The sequence below is a fragment of the Phaeospirillum tilakii genome, assembly GCF_042683125.1.
GTDB lineage: Bacteria > Pseudomonadota > Alphaproteobacteria > Rhodospirillales > Magnetospirillaceae > Phaeospirillum > Phaeospirillum tilakii.
Window position 1 is genome coordinate 109,437 of record NZ_JBHUIY010000005.1, and the last position, 15,374, is coordinate 124,810.

16 protein-coding genes are annotated in these 15,374 nt (G+C 71.1%); 12 read left to right on the top strand and 4 right to left on the bottom strand.

Annotated elements, in window-relative coordinates; genetic code table 11:
- Nucleotides 1-368 precede the first annotated feature (368 nt).
- The 3 genes from ACFSNB_RS04255 to cysK all read left to right on the top strand — a co-directional run bounded on the left by ACFSNB_RS04255 (nucleotide 369) and on the right by cysK (nucleotide 3,903).
- A complete protein-coding gene (locus ACFSNB_RS04255; RefSeq protein WP_377314795.1) occupies nucleotides 369-2,135 on the top strand; it encodes a sensor histidine kinase in 1,767 nt (588 codons plus the stop codon).
- A gap of 87 nt (nucleotides 2,136-2,222) precedes the next feature.
- Nucleotides 2,223-2,693: a hypothetical protein gene (locus ACFSNB_RS04260; RefSeq protein ID WP_377314796.1), complete on the top strand. Its 471-nt coding sequence runs from the start codon at nucleotides 2,223-2,225 to the stop codon at nucleotides 2,691-2,693.
- Between the two features lie 241 nt (nucleotides 2,694-2,934).
- Nucleotides 2,935-3,903 (top strand): cysteine synthase A, encoded by a 969-nt coding sequence (gene cysK, locus ACFSNB_RS04265; RefSeq protein WP_377314797.1) that lies wholly within the window; start codon nucleotides 2,935-2,937, stop codon nucleotides 3,901-3,903.
- A gap of 85 nt (nucleotides 3,904-3,988) precedes the next feature.
- Here the strand turns inward: cysK and ACFSNB_RS04270 are convergent, their stop codons facing one another.
- Nucleotides 3,989-4,483 carry a CarD family transcriptional regulator gene (locus ACFSNB_RS04270; RefSeq protein WP_377314798.1) on the bottom strand — a complete coding sequence of 165 codons (495 nt, stop codon included), beginning with the start codon at nucleotides 4,481-4,483 and terminating at the stop codon, nucleotides 3,989-3,991.
- Between the two features lie 529 nt (nucleotides 4,484-5,012).
- On the opposite strand from ACFSNB_RS04270, the gene ACFSNB_RS04275 reads away from it, so the two are divergent.
- Nucleotides 5,013-5,240: a hypothetical protein gene (locus ACFSNB_RS04275; RefSeq protein ID WP_377314799.1), complete on the top strand. Its 228-nt coding sequence runs from the start codon at nucleotides 5,013-5,015 to the stop codon at nucleotides 5,238-5,240.
- A 149-nt stretch (nucleotides 5,241-5,389) separates the two neighbouring features.
- Here ACFSNB_RS04275 and ACFSNB_RS04280 read toward each other — a convergent pair whose 3' ends face one another.
- From ACFSNB_RS04280 to ACFSNB_RS04290, 3 genes are read right to left on the bottom strand one after another with little or no spacing between them, the layout of a single operon-like run.
- Complete coding sequence (locus ACFSNB_RS04280; protein ID WP_377314800.1) at nucleotides 5,390-5,926, bottom strand: 6-carboxytetrahydropterin synthase; 537 nt, start codon at nucleotides 5,924-5,926, stop codon at nucleotides 5,390-5,392.
- Nucleotides 5,926-6,543, bottom strand: a complete 618-nt coding sequence (queE, locus tag ACFSNB_RS04285; RefSeq protein ID WP_377314801.1) for a 7-carboxy-7-deazaguanine synthase — start codon at nucleotides 6,541-6,543, stop codon at nucleotides 5,926-5,928. Before queE ends, ACFSNB_RS04280 begins: the two co-directional genes overlap by 1 nt.
- 15 nt (nucleotides 6,544-6,558) lie before the next feature.
- The gene (locus tag ACFSNB_RS04290) at nucleotides 6,559-7,329 is read right to left on the bottom strand and encodes a 16S rRNA (uracil(1498)-N(3))-methyltransferase (RefSeq protein WP_377314802.1); all 771 of its coding nucleotides are present in this window, start codon (nucleotides 7,327-7,329) and stop codon (nucleotides 6,559-6,561) included.
- A gap of 402 nt (nucleotides 7,330-7,731) precedes the next feature.
- Here ACFSNB_RS04290 and ACFSNB_RS04295 point away from each other — a divergent pair, with 402 nt between their 5' ends.
- The 8 genes from ACFSNB_RS04295 to ACFSNB_RS04330 all read left to right on the top strand — a co-directional run bounded on the left by ACFSNB_RS04295 (nucleotide 7,732) and on the right by ACFSNB_RS04330 (nucleotide 15,263).
- The gene (locus ACFSNB_RS04295; RefSeq protein ID WP_377314803.1) at nucleotides 7,732-9,399 is read left to right on the top strand and encodes a methyl-accepting chemotaxis protein; all 1,668 of its coding nucleotides are present in this window, start codon (nucleotides 7,732-7,734) and stop codon (nucleotides 9,397-9,399) included.
- Nucleotides 9,400-9,511: 112 nt separating this feature from the next.
- On the top strand, nucleotides 9,512-10,030 hold the full coding sequence (gene def, locus ACFSNB_RS04300; RefSeq protein ID WP_377314804.1) for a peptide deformylase: 519 nt from the start codon (nucleotides 9,512-9,514) through the stop codon (nucleotides 10,028-10,030).
- Nucleotides 10,027-10,941, top strand: a complete 915-nt coding sequence (gene fmt, locus ACFSNB_RS04305) for a methionyl-tRNA formyltransferase (RefSeq protein ID WP_377314805.1) — start codon at nucleotides 10,027-10,029, stop codon at nucleotides 10,939-10,941. Before def ends, fmt begins: the two co-directional genes overlap by 4 nt.
- A complete protein-coding gene (gene truA, locus ACFSNB_RS04310) occupies nucleotides 10,941-11,681 on the top strand; it encodes a tRNA pseudouridine(38-40) synthase TruA (protein WP_377314806.1) in 741 nt (246 codons plus the stop codon). Before fmt ends, truA begins: the two co-directional genes overlap by 1 nt.
- Before the next feature lie 189 nt (nucleotides 11,682-11,870).
- On the top strand, nucleotides 11,871-12,665 hold the full coding sequence (locus tag ACFSNB_RS04315) for a thymidylate synthase (protein ID WP_377314807.1): 795 nt from the start codon (nucleotides 11,871-11,873) through the stop codon (nucleotides 12,663-12,665).
- Nucleotides 12,662-13,165: a dihydrofolate reductase gene (locus ACFSNB_RS04320; protein ID WP_377314808.1), complete on the top strand. Its 504-nt coding sequence runs from the start codon at nucleotides 12,662-12,664 to the stop codon at nucleotides 13,163-13,165. Before ACFSNB_RS04315 ends, ACFSNB_RS04320 begins: the two co-directional genes overlap by 4 nt.
- Before the next feature lie 38 nt (nucleotides 13,166-13,203).
- Nucleotides 13,204-13,437: a hypothetical protein gene (locus ACFSNB_RS04325; RefSeq protein ID WP_377314809.1), complete on the top strand. Its 234-nt coding sequence runs from the start codon at nucleotides 13,204-13,206 to the stop codon at nucleotides 13,435-13,437.
- A gap of 2 nt (nucleotides 13,438-13,439) precedes the next feature.
- Nucleotides 13,440-15,263, top strand: coding sequence for an aminopeptidase P family protein (locus tag ACFSNB_RS04330; RefSeq protein ID WP_377314810.1), 1,824 nt, complete (start codon nucleotides 13,440-13,442; stop codon nucleotides 15,261-15,263).
- The last annotated feature ends 111 nt before the right edge of the window (nucleotides 15,264-15,374 follow it).

Consider the following 15,374-nt stretch of genomic DNA (forward strand, 5'->3'; position numbering starts at 1 on the left):
ACCGCCCCGACGACAGGGACCGGGGCAACAAGCCGGCCCAGTCCGGCGCCGTCCTCGCCGCGCGATGGTTTTCCCACGACTGAGAGGATACACGGCAAAAGGGCAACCCGCGCACGCCCTCATTTCCCTCCACACCAGTCCTTCTTGGGAAGACCAAAGTTTTCGTTTTCAAATAGCAAGACTGGCTGAGAACATCTCATTTTCTCCACGGGCGGTGGAGCCCCGGGTGATCACCCCATGCGCGCGGGATTATCGCGCCGTCTTCGCCGCATCGCCGGATCCGCGCGTGTTTCCCTTGCCCACGGACCGGCCCGGGATTTAGATTTCTCCACAAGAATTTGGGGTTGGGGTTCATTGTGGATGCGGTCATGGGATATCGGTCCGCACGGCGTTTGATTGCCGCCCTGTCGCTGGCGGTGGTGGTGGCGGCCTGGCTGGCGGCCGGGCTGTGGCTGCGGCGCGACTATCAGGAAACCCGCCAGGACGGTCTCGACCATCTGGTCCGCACCAGCCAGCTCACCGCCGAACATCTGCGCCGACTGCTGTCGGTGGCCGATCTCGCCCTCGACAATCTCGAACCGGCGCTGGCCGCCGGCCAGCCGCCCGGCGCGGCGTGGGAGGTCGCCCTGCGCTTCGTCGGGGTGGTCGGCGACGCCGACTGCCTGTCGCTGGTGGCGGCGATCGACCACCAGGGCCACACCATCCGCCTGTCCGGGAGCAACGAGGGCGAGGCGCTGCCGCTGCCCGCCGCGCTGACCGCGCGGGCGTCCGGCAACCGGATCAGCGTCGGCGCGCCGATCCGCACCCCGGGCGAGGGGCGCTGGATGATTCCGCTGGTGCGGCGGGTGAACACCCCCAACCATCCGGTCGCGCTGCTGGTGGCGGCGATCGATGTCGCCGCGCTGGAGCGGATGTATGACGGGTTCCGCCGTCACCAGGGCGGGGCGATCACCCTGTTCAATCTCGACGGCGCCCTGCTGGTGCGCTCGCCGCCCTGGCCGGGCACGCTCGGCCTGTCGCTGCGCGACCATCCGCTGTTCCAGCGCCATGCCGGCCGCGCCCGGCAACTGACCGTGACCACGGTATCGCCGGTCGATGGCAGCGAGCGGGTGGTGGCCTTCACCATGGCCGAGCCCTATCCGGTGGCGGCGGCGGTGTCGATGACCGACGAGGAACTGCTGGCGCCGTGGTGGGGACGGGTCCGCCTCGTCCTCGCCTTCCTCGGCGGCGCCACCCTGGTGGTGCTGGGCGGGGCGACATTGATCCTCGGCCTGCTGCGCCGGCTGGCGGGCGAGGCCCACGGGCTGGAGCGCCGGGTCGAGGCCCGCACCGCCGAACTGCGGCGGATGATCGACCGCCGCCGGGTGTTCCTCGCCTCGCTGTCGCACGAGCTGCGCTCGCCGCTCAACGTCATCCTCGGCTTTTCCGAGGCGCTGCTGGCCGGGCTGCACGGCCCGCTCGGGGCCGGCGCGCGCGGCTACCTGACCGACATCCACCGCTCCGGCAAGCTGATGCTGGCGCTGGTCAACGACCTGCTCGACGGCGCGGCGATGGAGGCCGGCGGGCTGCGGCTCGATTTCGCCCCGGTCGATCTGGCCGATCTGGTCGGCGAGGCGACGACGATGATCGGCCAGCAGGCCGCCGCCCACGGCAGCACCGTCTCCAGCCGGATCGAACCGGCCGGTTTGCGGCTGTCGGCCGACCGCCGCCGGCTGCTCCAGGTGCTGCTCAATCTCGGCACCAACGCGGTCAAATATGGCGGGCGCGACTGCCGGATCGAGATCTCGGCCCGCCTCACCCCCGACCAGGGCTGCCGGATCGAGGTGACCGATTCCGGGCCGGGAATGAGCGAGGACGAGATGGCGATGGCGCTGACCCCGTTCGGCCGCGCCGACGGCAGCCGCGGCATCGAGGGCACCGGGCTCGGCCTGCCGCTCGCCGCCGGGCTGTGCGCCCTGCATGACGGCCGGCTGACCCTGCACAGCCGCCCGGGGGCCGGCACCCGGGTCGAGATCCTGCTGCCCCCCGCCCGGGTGCTGCCACCGTCCGAGCGGACCGGCCGCACCCCGACCGGGACCAGCCCGGCGCCCTGGCCAATGGCTGAGGCCACGCCGGCCGCCGCAGGAAATGATTGACGCGCTGGCCGCGTGCCCGCAGAACTGAGGTTCGCCCCGCACCGGCCTGGCCGCTGCGGCGGCGCGCGTTCGGTTCGGAGGGGGAAGATGACGTTCGACAAGATGTCCCGCATGGTCGTCGGCGGCTGCATCGGCGCCCTGATCGGAGCGGCCTCGATCGCCCCGATGTACATGTTCATCGCCTCGGTCGGCATGGTGCCGGCCAGCCCCTGGCGCAACGTGTTCATTTTCGCGATCCTGTGCCTGCCGCTGCTGATCGTCGGCGCGGTGGCGGAGCGCCACGAGGGCCAGGATCAGAAGAAATGGCTGCGCCGGGTGGTGCCGTTCTGCCTCGGCTCGGCCACCCTGGCGGCGCTGGCCTGCGCCGCCCCCGCCTTGGTCACCAACGAGGTCAAGACCGACGCCTCGGTAATCTGCTTCCTGTCGTTCGGCTGGATGGCGGGGATGCAGGGCGGGTTCTTCCTGCTGCTGTTCCGCGACGAGGTCCGCCGTCAGGACGAGGAGGCCGACGACGCCGCCACCGGTCCGATCCCCGGCCGCCTGCCGCCCTACTGGTGATTTGCCGCGCCGCCCGGCCGCCCCACGGCGGCCGGTGACGGCCGCCGCGACCGGCCGGGGGTCCGCCCCCCGGCCTCCCTCCCCCTTCGTCGTCCCCCACGTTCCGCGCCCCCGCCGCCGGACGCGGATCGGTCGTGGTCATATCCCTCTTCTCTCCTCGCGCGCCGCGCTTCCCTCGCTCCCGCAAATGCGCTAGTGTATATAAAAGACGTTGTACACTATTTTTCTGGAGTTTTTGGGAATGAGCAGCGAGCAGGGTGCCCCGGCCAGCTTCCGCGGCAAGATTTACGACAGCATCATCGACACGATCGGCGCCACCCCGCTGGTGCGCTTCAAGCGACTCGCCGCCGAGGCGGGGGTCAAGGCCGACATCGTCGGCAAGCTCGAATTCTTCAACCCGCTGGCCTCGGTCAAGGACCGCATCGGCGTCGCCCTGATCGAGGCGGCCGAGGCGGCCGGCGCGTTGCAGCCGGGCGGCACCATCATCGAGCCGACCTCGGGCAACACCGGCATCGCGCTGGCCTTCGTCGCCGCCGCCAAGGGCTACAAGCTGATCCTGACCATGCCGGAAAGCATGTCGATCGAGCGCCGCAAGATGCTGCAATTGCTGGGGGCCGAAATCGTGCTGACCCCGGCCTCGAAGGGCATGACCGGCGCGGTGCGCCAGGCCGAGGAACTGGCGGCGGCCACCCCGGGCGCGATCATTCCCCAGCAGTTCAAGAACCCGGCCAACCCGGCGGTGCATGCCCGCACCACCGCCGAGGAAATCTGGGCCGACACCGACGGCAAGATCGACATCCTGGTTGCCGGCGTCGGCACCGGCGGCACCATCACCGGCGTCGGCAAGGCGCTGAAGGCCCGCAAGCCCGGCCTGCGGGTGGTCGCGGTCGAGCCCGAGGACAGCCCGGTGCTGTCGGGTGGCGCCCCCGGCCCGCACAAGATCCAGGGCATCGGCGCCGGCTTCGTCCCCGACATCCTCGACCGTTCGGTGCTCGACGAAATCCTCCAGATCGGCAACGAGACCGCCCTCGGCACCGCCCGGCGCGCGGCCAAGACCGAAGGCATCCCGGTCGGCATCTCCTCGGGTGCGGCGCTGGCGGCGGCGCTGGAACTGGGGGCGCGGCCGGAAAATGAGGGCAAGCTGATCGTCGCGATCATCCCCTCCTTCGCCGAACGCTATCTGTCGACCGCGCTGTTCGATCAGGCCTGATAGCGGCCCGGACAATGAAAAAGGGGGACGCCGGTTGGCGCCCCCCTCGGTTTTCCTGGTCCGTTTTCCTGCCCGCCGGGTCGTCTCAGGCGGCTTCGAGCAGGCTTTCCAGCCGGGCGGTGGCGGCGTCGGTGTCGATCCGCTCGACCGCGGCCAGCTCGGCGGCGAGGCGCTCGAGCGCGGCTTCATAGATCTGACGCTCGCTGTAGGACTGGTCGGGCTGGTTGGCGTTGCGGTGCAGGTCGCGCACCACCTCGGCGATCGAGACCGGGTCGCCGGAATTGATCTTGGCCTCGTATTCCTGGGCGCGACGGCTCCACATCGTCCGCTTGACCTTGGCGCGGCCCTTGAGGGTGGTCAGCGCGGTCTCCATCACCGAACGGGAGGACAGCTTGCGCAGGCCGGACTTCTGGGCCTTGGTCACCGGGACGCGAAGAGTCATGCGGTCGCGATCGAAAGTAATGACGAACAACTGGATTTTCATCCCAGCGATTTCCTGGGTCTCGATGGAAATCACCTGACCGACACCGTGGGTGGGATAGACCACATAATCGCCCTGGGCAAAAGAAACGACCGTCATCTCTTCGGATTCCCTAAGAATGAGGACCAGTGGCACCGCGATCACACCGCCCTTCGTTCTGTCGAGAACGCAAAAGGGAGTGCCCGCGTGTTGAAACGCGGCTGATCACGGCATCGTGGCTTGTTTTGGTGAGCGAACTCCCGCTCGGACGCGCCTTTCGGCAACCTGCCCCACGACCTAACTCGGGGGACTTTTGCTTATACCATACCGGGGGTCCGTTAAGAACAAAAAAAAGGTCTGTCCCGGCCGATCGCCCTGGCGGAAACAATTAGCCACAAAGATATATGCCGTGTCGCCAAGTTGCGGCGCGATGGTTGAACGAACCGCGCCCTTGCGCCACTCGGGACGACATTCAGCCCCAGCCCCGGCCGCCGGATGCTTTATCCCGAAGGATAGGATTCATCTTTGCCCCACCGGGGGATGGTCTCCCCTTCACCTCCGCCGCCGGGTCATATAGGCTAAGCCGCGGCCGGGACACCCTCCCCCTGGCCGATGATTATCGTGATTGTCCCCAAGGGTGAGAGCAGGAATGTTCAAGCGCAAATCGGTCGACGCACAGGTCGGAGACAAGTTCGTTAAGGCCAATGACAATAAGAATACCGTGTGGGTCGTCGAGAAGATCTTCGAGCACGTCGATGGGATCCTGCATGCCCGCCTCTACAACCGTGCCCATCCCAAGACGATGATCACGGTTTCGGCGTCGACTCTGTCCGACCCCGATTTCTTCTGCCGGGCACCCGCCGAAAACGAGGATTGACCCGGCGGCCGGCCAGCCTCCGCGGCGCCTGAGCGGCACTGACAAGCCTCCGCGGCGCTTGAGCGGCACTGACCAAGCCTCCGCGGCGCCTGAGCGTCACCGTCTCGGCCTGACCCGACCCAACGGGTCAGGTCATCGGCCGGGCGGCATCAGACCGGCTCGGGAGCGTATTCGGCCATGCAGTTGGGGGTTTCCCACACCCGCAGCGCCACCAGCCGCGCCGCGCCGCCGGAGCGGACCCGCACCGGCACCGCCAGCAGCTCGAACCAGTGGCGGGCCAGCGCCTCGGCGGTGGGGTGGAACGGCACCACGTACAGCTTGGTGGCCAGCCGGGTCTCGCTGGTCAGGGCGGCGCCGTCGCGGGCAACCCGCTCGGCCAGCCCGGCCCGCCACGCCGCCGGATCGCGGTCGGCGGGGGCGAACAGATCGAGCAACGCCGCGTCGGACAAAGCGACGATCAGGCCGTGATCGCAGGGGACGTCGATCCGCGCCACCATCTCCTCCTTGAGGAAGGCGAAATCGAGCGCCATGTCGGTCTGCTCGCCGTCGGGATGCAGCGCGGCGGCGGCGCACACCGCCTCGATCGCGTAGCGGTGGCCGTGCAGGTTGCGGCATTTCGAGGCGTGGGTGGCGATGCGGTGGCCGGCGTCGATTTCGAGCCGGCGGCGAATGTGGAACTGGGCCATCAGCGGAGTCCGAGAACCTTGTGCAGTTGCAGGCCGAGCCGCCAGCGCGGGTGATCGAAGCAATAGGCCAGCGCGGCGGCGAGGTTGGCGGCGCGCTCCGGCCCGTCGAGCGGCTGGAGCAGGAAATGGGGGAAGGCCAGCCCTTCCAGGCTGGCGGGGTCGAGCCCGGGCTGGGGATGGACCAGTTTCAGCTCGTCGCCCCGGGTCACCGCCAGCGGCGCGCCGGCCTTGGGGCTGACGCAGACCCAGTCGATCCCGTCCGGCAGCGGCAGGGTGCCGTTGGTTTCGATCGCGACGGAAAAACCGGCGCGGTGCAGCGCCGCCAGCAGCGGCGGATCGAGCTGGAGCGCCGGTTCGCCGCCGGTGACCACCACCAGCCGCCCCTCCGCCCCGCCCGGCCAGGCCGCCGCCACCGCCGCCGCCAGCGCCTCGGCATCGTCATGGCGGTCGCCGCCGACGAAATCGGTGTCGCAGAAACGGCAGCGGGCGGTGGCGCGGTCTTCCTCGCGCCCGCTCCACAGATTGCAGCCGGCGAAGCGCAGGAACACCGCGACCCGGCCGGCCTGGATTCCCTCGCCCTGGATCGAGGCGAAGATCTCGCGCACCCGGTAGGCCATCGCCGCGCTCCCGCCTCAGCCGCGCGGCGGCCGGGCGCCGTCGCCGGCCAGCGCCTGCCACAGCGACAGGGCGGCGATGGTCGCGGTCTCGGCGCGCAGGATGCGCGGCCCGACCCCGACCGGCCGCACGAACGGGCGGGCCACCAGAGCCGCCCGCTCCTCGGGGGCGAAGCCGCCCTCGGGACCGATCAGCAGCGCCACCGGGCCATGATCCCAGCCGGCGGCGACCTCGGCCAGCGGCGTACCGCCGCCGGTCTCGTCGAGGAACAGCAGGGTGCGCCCGTCCGGCCACGCCGCCAGCACCGCCTCGAGCCGGGCCGGCTCGGCCAGCACCGGCACGGTCAGCCGCTCGCATTGCTCGGCCGCCTCGATCATCCGCGCCGTCAGCCGGTCGGCATTGACCCGGCTGGCGACGGTGCGGCGGGTGAACACCGGCTGGAAACGGGTGGCGCCCAGTTCGGCGACCTTTTCCGCCACCAGATCGGTGCGGTCGCGCTTCAGCGGCGCCGCCAGCAGCCAGGGATCGAACCGCGCCGCCGGTTCGGCCGCCTGCGGCCGGGTCTGGCGCTCGGGCACCGCCACCGCGCCGGCGCGGCCGATCCGTTCGATCCGCGCCAGCCATTCGCCGTCGGCGCCGTTGAACAGCAGCACCGTCTCGCCCGGCTGCATCCGCATCACCGTGCCGAGGTAATGGCCCTGCTCCGGCGCCAGCGCCACCGCCTGGGCGGCGGCCAGCGTCGTCGCGACGAACAGCCGCGGGCGAGAGGAAAGAGCGGGATCGGTCATCGGGAGGAGCCTCTGTGTCAGCCGGAAACGGCCCGGCCGGGCCGGAGCCCGCCGCCGCGCCGCCGGCGCCAACGAAAGCGGGCACCCGAAGGTGCCCGTCAGCCGGAACGGCGGTACGCGGCCGCCACCCTCCGGATCGGTGAGGATAGCAGCGCCGTCGGCTTGGTTCAACCGCCACCGCCGCCATCAAGGCCAATCGCCCTCGCTAAAAGATTAAAAAATGATTTATTTGATTTCACTGAAATGAAACCCCCGACCTTGGTCAATAATAACGATTGTATGATGGATTTGTCTTGCGCCACGCCGTCATCCTGACTCTGGTGGCCTCGCCCTCCGGCCCGCGATCGCGGCGGGCGGGGCGGTCCGCCTGGGAGTGCTCCGCCGGTGCCAAGCTTGCGCAAGATGTCGATTTCGTTCCGGTTGGGCCTGCTGATCGCGCTGGCGGTGGCGCTGACCCTGTTCAACCTGATCGACGGGTTCCGCCAATATTCCGAGCAGATCCACCAGCAGCGGCTGGAACGGGTCCGCACCGCGATCGAGGCGGCGCAGTCGATCGCCGCCAGCTTCGCCGAACGGGCCGGGCGCGGCGAGATCAGCCGCGCCGAGGCCGAAAACGGGGCCAAGGCGGCGATCGAGGACCTGCGCTACGCCGGCGGCGAATATGTCTTCATCACCGACCTCGACGGCGTGATCCTGCTCCAGCCGGCTTTTCCCCAGCATGTCGGCAAGAACCTGATGGGGATCAAGGACGCCAACGGCGTCGCCTTCATCGCCGAGGCGGTGCGGCTGGTGCGCGCCCAGGGCGGCGGCGCGCTCGAGTATGTCTGGCCCAAGCCCGGCTCGAACGTGCCCGAGCCCAAGCTGACCTTCGTCAAGGGCCTGCCGCAATGGGGCTGGGTGCTCGGCACCGGGGTCTATACCGACGACATCGCCCGCGCGGTGCGCGAGGCGGCGCTGGCCCAGGCCGGACGCGGTCTGGCCGAACTGGCCCTGCTCGCCCTGCTGGCCTGGTTGATCGGCCGCGCCATCGCCCGGCCGCTGCGCGACCTGACCGCGCGGATGGGCGATCTGGCCGGCGGCCGGCTCGACGTCGCCATCCCGCGCGACCAGGGCGGCGAGATCGGGGCGATGCAGGCCGCGGTCGAGGTGTTCAAGACCAATGCGGTCGAAGTCGCGCGGCTGACCCGGGCCCAGGGCGAGGACAGCGCCCGGGCCGAGGCCGAGCGCCGCCGCCTGCTGCTGTCGCTGGCCGACGAATTCGAGGGCTCGGTCGATCAGGTGGTCAAGGATCTGTCCGGCGCCGCCGCCCAATTGTCGGCCACCGCCGGCACGATGGCCGAGGTCACCGGCAACGCCGCCCGCCAGTCCGACACCGTCGCCGCCGCCACCACCGAGGCCTCGACCAACGTCCAGACCGTCGCCGCCGCCACCGAGGAACTGAGTTCTTCGATCGCCGAAATCGCGCGGCAGGTCAACCAGTCGGCCGGCATCTCCCGCGCCGCGGTCGAGGCGGCCCAGCGCACCGACACCATCGTGCGCGGCCTGTCCGACGCTGCCCAGAAGATCGGCGACGTGGTCGGGCTGATCACCGACATCGCGGCGCAGACCAACCTGTTGGCCCTCAACGCCACCATCGAGGCGGCCCGCGCCGGCGAGGCCGGCAAGGGCTTCGCCGTGGTGGCGGGCGAGGTCAAGAACCTCGCCAGCCAGACCGGCCGCGCCACCGACGAGATCGCCGGCCAGATCGGCGCGGTGCAGGGCGCCACCCGCGACGCGGTCGAGGCGATCGCCGGCATCGCCAGCACCATCGAGGAACTGAACCGGATCGGCGCCGCCATCGCCAGCGCGGTCGAGCAGCAGGGCGCGGCGACCGAGGAAATCAGCCGCAACACCCAGCAGGCCGCCAACGGCACCGAAACCGTCACCCGCACCGTCGGCGCGGTGGCCGACGCGGTGGCCAGCGCCGGCCGTTCCGCCCGCGCGGTCAGCGATCAGGCCGGCACCCTGGCCCGCGACGCCGCCACCCTGCGCGAGACGGTCGGCCGCTTCCTCGCCGGCATCCGCCACTGAGGCCCCCGGTGGCGGGCCGGCGCGGCACAATCCCGCTTCGGGGCCGCTTGACGCGCCCCGTCCCCGGGCTTATGTCCGGCGGGTGATCCTACCGAGCGAGAGACCCCGCCCCATGGCCGTATTGCCCATCTTCGTCGCCCCCGATCCGATCCTCAAGAAGAAGGCCCAGCCGGTCGAGACGGTCGATCAGGCCATCGTCACCCTGCTCGACGACATGCTGGAGACGATGTACGCCGCCCCGGGGATCGGCCTCGCCGCGCCGCAGGTGGGGGTGTCGCGGCGGATCATCGTGCTCGACATCGCCAAGGCCGACCAGCCGCGCGCGCCGATGCGGATGGTCAATCCCGAGATCGTCTGGGCCTCGGACGAGCGCAACACCTACGAGGAGGGTTGCCTGTCGGTGCCCGAGCAGTACGCCAAGGTGGTGCGGCCGAAGCAGGTGCGGGCGCGCTATCGCGACGAGACCGGCGCCGAACGCGAGATCGAGGCCGACGGCCTGCTCGCCACGGTGATCCAGCACGAGATCGACCATCTCGACGGGGTGCTGTTCGTCGATCACCTGTCGTCGCTGAAAAAGCACATGATTCTGCGTCGCCTCGCCAAGGCCCGCAAGGACGCCGTCGCGTCATGAGGCTGGTGTTCATGGGCACGCCCGATTTCGCGGTGGCGATCCTCGATTCGCTGCTGGCGACCGGGCACGAGGTGGTGGCGGTCTATTCCCAGCCGCCCCGTCCGGCCGGACGGGGCCACAAGGAACAGCCCAGCCCGGTCCACGCCTTCGCCGCCGCGCGCGGCCTGCCGGTGCGCACGCCGCTCTCCCTGCGCGACCCGGCCGAACAGGCCGCCTTCGCCGCGCTCGGCGCCGACGTCGCGGTGGTGGCGGCCTACGGGCTGATCCTGCCCCAGGCGGTGCTCGACGCGCCGCGCCACGGCTGCCTCAACGTCCATGCCTCGCTGCTGCCGCGCTGGCGCGGCGCGGCGCCGATCCAGCGGGCGATCCTGGCCGGCGACCATGAAAGCGGCGTCACCATCATGCAGATGGAGGCCGGGCTCGACACCGGGCCGATCCTGCTGCGGCAATCGCTGCCGCTGCCGCCCGACGCCACCGCCCCCTGGCTGCATGACCGTCTGGCCGAACTCGGCGCCGGGCTGATCGTCGAGGCGCTGGCCAAGCTGGCCGATGGCGGCCTGACCGCCGAGGCCCAGCCCGAGGAAGGGGTGGTCTACGCCGCCAAGCTGCGCCGCGACGAGGGCCGGATCGACTGGGCCCTGCCCGCCCGCCAGCTCGATCGTCAGGTGCGCGCCCTCACCCCCTGGCCGGGGGTGTGGTTCGAGGTCGGCGACGTCCGGGTCAAGGTGCTGAAGGCCGTGATCGAGCCCGGCCAGGGCGAGCCCGGCGCGGTGCTCGACGACCGGCTGCTGGTGGCCTGCGGCGAGGGCGCGCTGCGGCTGATCGAGGTGCAGCGGCCGGGCAAGGCGGCGATGCCCGCCGCCGACATGCTGCGCGGCCATCCCCTGCCCGCCGGCACCGTGCTGGGCTGATGGCACGCTACCGCCTGCTGATCGAGTATGACGGCACCCCGTTCGTCGGCTGGCAGCGCCAGGAGCGGGGCGTCTCGGTCCAGGGGGCGATCGAGGACGCCGCCGCCCGCTTCTGCGGCGCGGCGGTGACCCTGTTCGCCGCCGGCCGCACCGATGCCGGGGTCCATGCCAGCGGTCAGGTCGGCCATCTCGACCTGCCGCGCCCGGTGCCGGCCGACCGGGTGCGCGACGCGATCAACTTCCACCTCAAGCCGCTGCCGGTCAGCATCCTCGCCGCCGAAGAGGTGGACGAGGATTTCCACGCCCGCTTCTCCGCCACCGGCCGGGCCTATCTCTACCGCATCCTTCCCCGCCGCGCCCCGCCCGCGCTCGACCGCCACCGGGTGTGGTGGGTGCCGGTCCCGCTCGACCCCGACCGGATGGCCGAGGCGGCGCCCCGCCTGCTCGGCCACCATGATTTCACCAGCTTCCGCGCCGCCTGCTGTCAGGCCAAAAGCCCGCTCAAGACCCTCGACCGCCTCGACGTGGTCCGGGTCGGCGCCGAGATCCAGGTGATCGCCGAGGCCCGCTCGTTCCTGCACCATCAGGTCCGCAACATGGTCGGCAGCCTCAAACTGGTCGGCGAGGGCAAATGGTCCCCCGACGACCTCGCCCGCGCGCTGGAGGCCCGCGACCGCACCAAGGCCGGGCCGACCGCCCCCGCCGCCGGGCTGACCCTGACCGGCGTCACCTACGGTTGATGCGGGCTCCGCCCGCGCCCGCCAAGGGCCGCAGGCCCTTGGATCCCTTGCCTTATCCTTCGCGCGACCCCCAAAGGGTTCCAAGGGCCCCCGGCCCTTGGCGGGTGCGGGCAGAGCCCGCGTAACCATGGCGTCGGCGGCGCGAGATTGCTAAAACACGGCGGTCCGTCGTCAGGGGAGCCCGTTCGCGTGAAACAATATCTCGATCTGCTGCGTCAGGTCCGCACCGAGGGGGTGCGCAAGGGCGACCGCACCGGCACCGGCACGCTGTCGCTGTTCGGGGCGCAGATGCGGTTCGACCTCGCCGACGGCTTCCCGCTGGTGACCACCAAGAAGCTGCACACCCGTTCGATCTTTCACGAGCTGCTGTGGTTCCTGCGCGGCGAGACCAACATCGCCTCGCTGAAGGCGGAAGGGGTGTCGATCTGGGACGAATGGGCCGACGAGAACGGCGAGCTTGGGCCGATCTATGGCCGGCAATGGCGGGCGTGGCCGGCGCGCGACGGCGGCACCATCGACCAGATCGTCGATCTGGTGGCGCGGATCAAGCGCGAGCCGGATTCGCGCCGGCTGATCGTCTCGGCCTGGAACGTCGCCGATCTGCCCGAGATGGCCCTGCCGCCCTGCCACTGCCTGTTCCAGTTCTATGTCGCCGAGGGGCGGCTGTCCTGCCAGCTCTATCAGCGTTCGGCCGACCTGTTCCTCGGCGTGCCGTTCAACATCGCCTCCTATGCCTTGCTGACGGCGATGATCGCCCAGGTCTGCGGGCTGCGGCCGGGCGTGTTCGTCCACACCCTGGGCGACGCCCACCTTTACCTCAACCACCTGGAGCAGGCCGACCTGCAACTGAGCCGGACGCCGCGTCCGCTGCCCCGGCTGCGGCTCAATCCGGCGATCGACGACCTGTTCGCCTTCGGCTATGACGACATCGCGATCGAGGGTTACGATCCCCATCCGGCGATCAAGGCCGAGGTGGCGGTATGAGCGTCGCCCTGATCGTCGCCGTCGCCGCCAACGGAATGATCGGCCGCGACAATGCCCTGCCCTGGCACATCCCGGCCGACCTCAAATGGTTCAAGCGCCAGACCCTGGGCAAGCCGGTCATCATGGGGCGGCGCACCTGGGACTCACTCGGCCGGCCGCTGCCGGGGCGAACCAACATCGTGCTGACCCGCCAGCCGGGCTGGAGCGCCGAGGGCGCGCTGGTGGCCGCCTCGCTCGACGCGGCGCTGGCGCTGGCCGAACAGGCCGCCCCCGGGGCCGAGGCGATGGTGATCGGCGGCGCCACCCTTTATGCCGAGGCCCTGCCTTGCGCCGGGCGGATCTATCTGACCGAGATCGGCAGCGCCTATGACGGCGACACAAGCTTTCCGCCGTTCGACCGGACGGCGTGGCGCGAGGTCAGCCGCGAACCGCAGGCGGGCGACCCGCCCTTCGCCTTCGTCGTGCTGGAAAGAGTCGCTCCGCCCCAACCAGCATGTTAGGCTGAAGGTCGTATTCCTCCTAGCGACGGCAGAAAGCCATGGCTGACGAATCCAACGACCTGCTTTCCGCGATCGGGTCCCGCCTGACCGGGGTGACCCCGACCAGTCCGCGCCGGCCCCGCGCCGCCGGCTCGACCCAGAGCCGCGGCCGCGCCAATGCCGGCCCCAGTCCCAACGGCCCGCGCGGCCGGCGGATGCTGGCCGCCGACACCCCGATCGACAGCCTCGACCGGCACGCCCCGCGCGGAACCTATATCGACCTGCTGGTGTGACGATGACCGACCTCCGCCCCGTCGCGCCGGATCCGGCGGCGGCGGACCGGCTTGACGCCCTGCGCGCCGAACTGGCCCGGCGCGGCCTGACCGGCTTCCTGATTCCCCGCGCCGATGAGCATCTCGGCGAATATGTCCCGCCCTCGGCCCAGCGTCTGGCCTGGCTGACCGGCTTCACCGGCTCGGCCGGGCTCGCCGTGGTGCTGCGCGACCGCGCCGCCCTGTTCAGCGACGGACGCTACACCCTGCAGATGCGGGCCGAAATCGACACCAGCCGGATCGAGCCGCTGCACCAGACCGAAACCCCGCCGGCGCGCTGGCTGGCCGGGGCGCTGGCGGCGGGCGACCGGCTCGGCTTCGATCCGCGCCTGCACACCCCGGAACAGATCGAGCCGCTGCGCGCCGCCTGCGAACGGGCCGGCGCGCTGCTGCTGCCCTGCCCCGCCAATCCGCTCGACGCGATCTGGACCACCAACCGCCCCGCCCCGCCCTGCGCCCCGGTCGAGATCCACCCCGAGGCCTTGGCCGGGGCCAGCTCGGCCGACAAGCGGGCGCGGATCGCCCAGGCCCTGCGCGAGGCCGGCTGCGACGCGCTGGTGCTGACCGCGCCGGACTCGATCGCGTGGCTGCTCAACATCCGGGGCGGCGACGTCGAACACACTCCGCTGGCGCTGTCCTTCGCTATCGTCGCCGCCGACGCGACCGTCGAATGGCTGATCGACCCGGCCAAGCTCGGCGCCCCCGGGCTGGCCGACCATCTCGGCCCGGCGGTGCGGACCGCCCCGCCCGAGCATCTCGACGCGGCACTCGACCGGCTCGGCGCCGCCGGGCTGCGGGTGCGGATCGATCCCGCCGCCACCGCCTGCGCGGTGGTCGAACGGCTGCGGCAGGCCGGGGCGCGGATCGAACGCGGCGCCGATCCCTGCCTCGGCCCCAAGGCCTGCAAGAACGCGGCGGAAAGCGCCGGCACCCGCGCCGCCCACCGCCGCGACGGGGTGGCGATGGCCCGGTTCCTGGCGTGGCTGGCCCAGGCCGGCCCGGCCGGCGCCACCGACGAGATCGGCGCCGCCGCGATGCTGGAACGCTGCCGCGCCGAGGGCGCGCTCTATCGCGGCCTCTCCTTCGCCACCATCTCCGCCGCCGGCCCCAACGGCGCGGTGGTGCATTACCATGCGAGCCCGGCCAGCAACCGCCGCCTCGCCCCGGGCGAGCTGTATCTGGTCGATTCCGGTGGCCAGTACCAGGACGGCACCACCGACGTCACCCGCACCGTGGCGATCGGCCCGGTCGAGGCCGAGGCCCGCGCCCGCTTCACCCTGGTGCTGAAGGGACATATCGCCCTGGCCCGCGCCCGCTTCCCCGTCGGCACCACCGGCAGCCAGCTCGACGTGCTGGCGCGGCGGCCGCTATGGGAGGAAGGGCTCGATTACGACCACGGCACCGGCCACGGCGTCGGCAGCTTCCTGTCGGTGCATGAGGGGCCGCAGCGGATCTCCAAGCTCGGCAACACCATCGCCCTCCAGCCGGGGATGATCGTCTCGAACGAACCCGGCTATTACAAGGCCGGGGCCTACGGCATCCGCATCGAAAATCTGGTCCAGGTGGTCGAACTGCCCGCCCCGCCCGGAGCGGAACGGCCGCTGCTCGGCTTCGACACCCTGACCCTGGTGCCGATCGACCGCGCCCTGATCGACCCGGCCGGGCTCGACCCGAGCGAACGGGCCTGGCTCGACGCCTACCACGCCCGGGTACGGGCCGAGATCGGACCCGACCTCGATCCCGCCACCGCCGCTTGGCTCGACCAGGCCACCCGGCCGCTCGATTAGGCGGGCTGCCGCCCCGCGCGGGGAGCAAAGTTCCCCGCCCCCCTCCTGTCTTTATCGATGAAAACAAAGGGGGTCCGGGGCATCGCCCCGGCCGGGTCCGTGGGCGGAGCC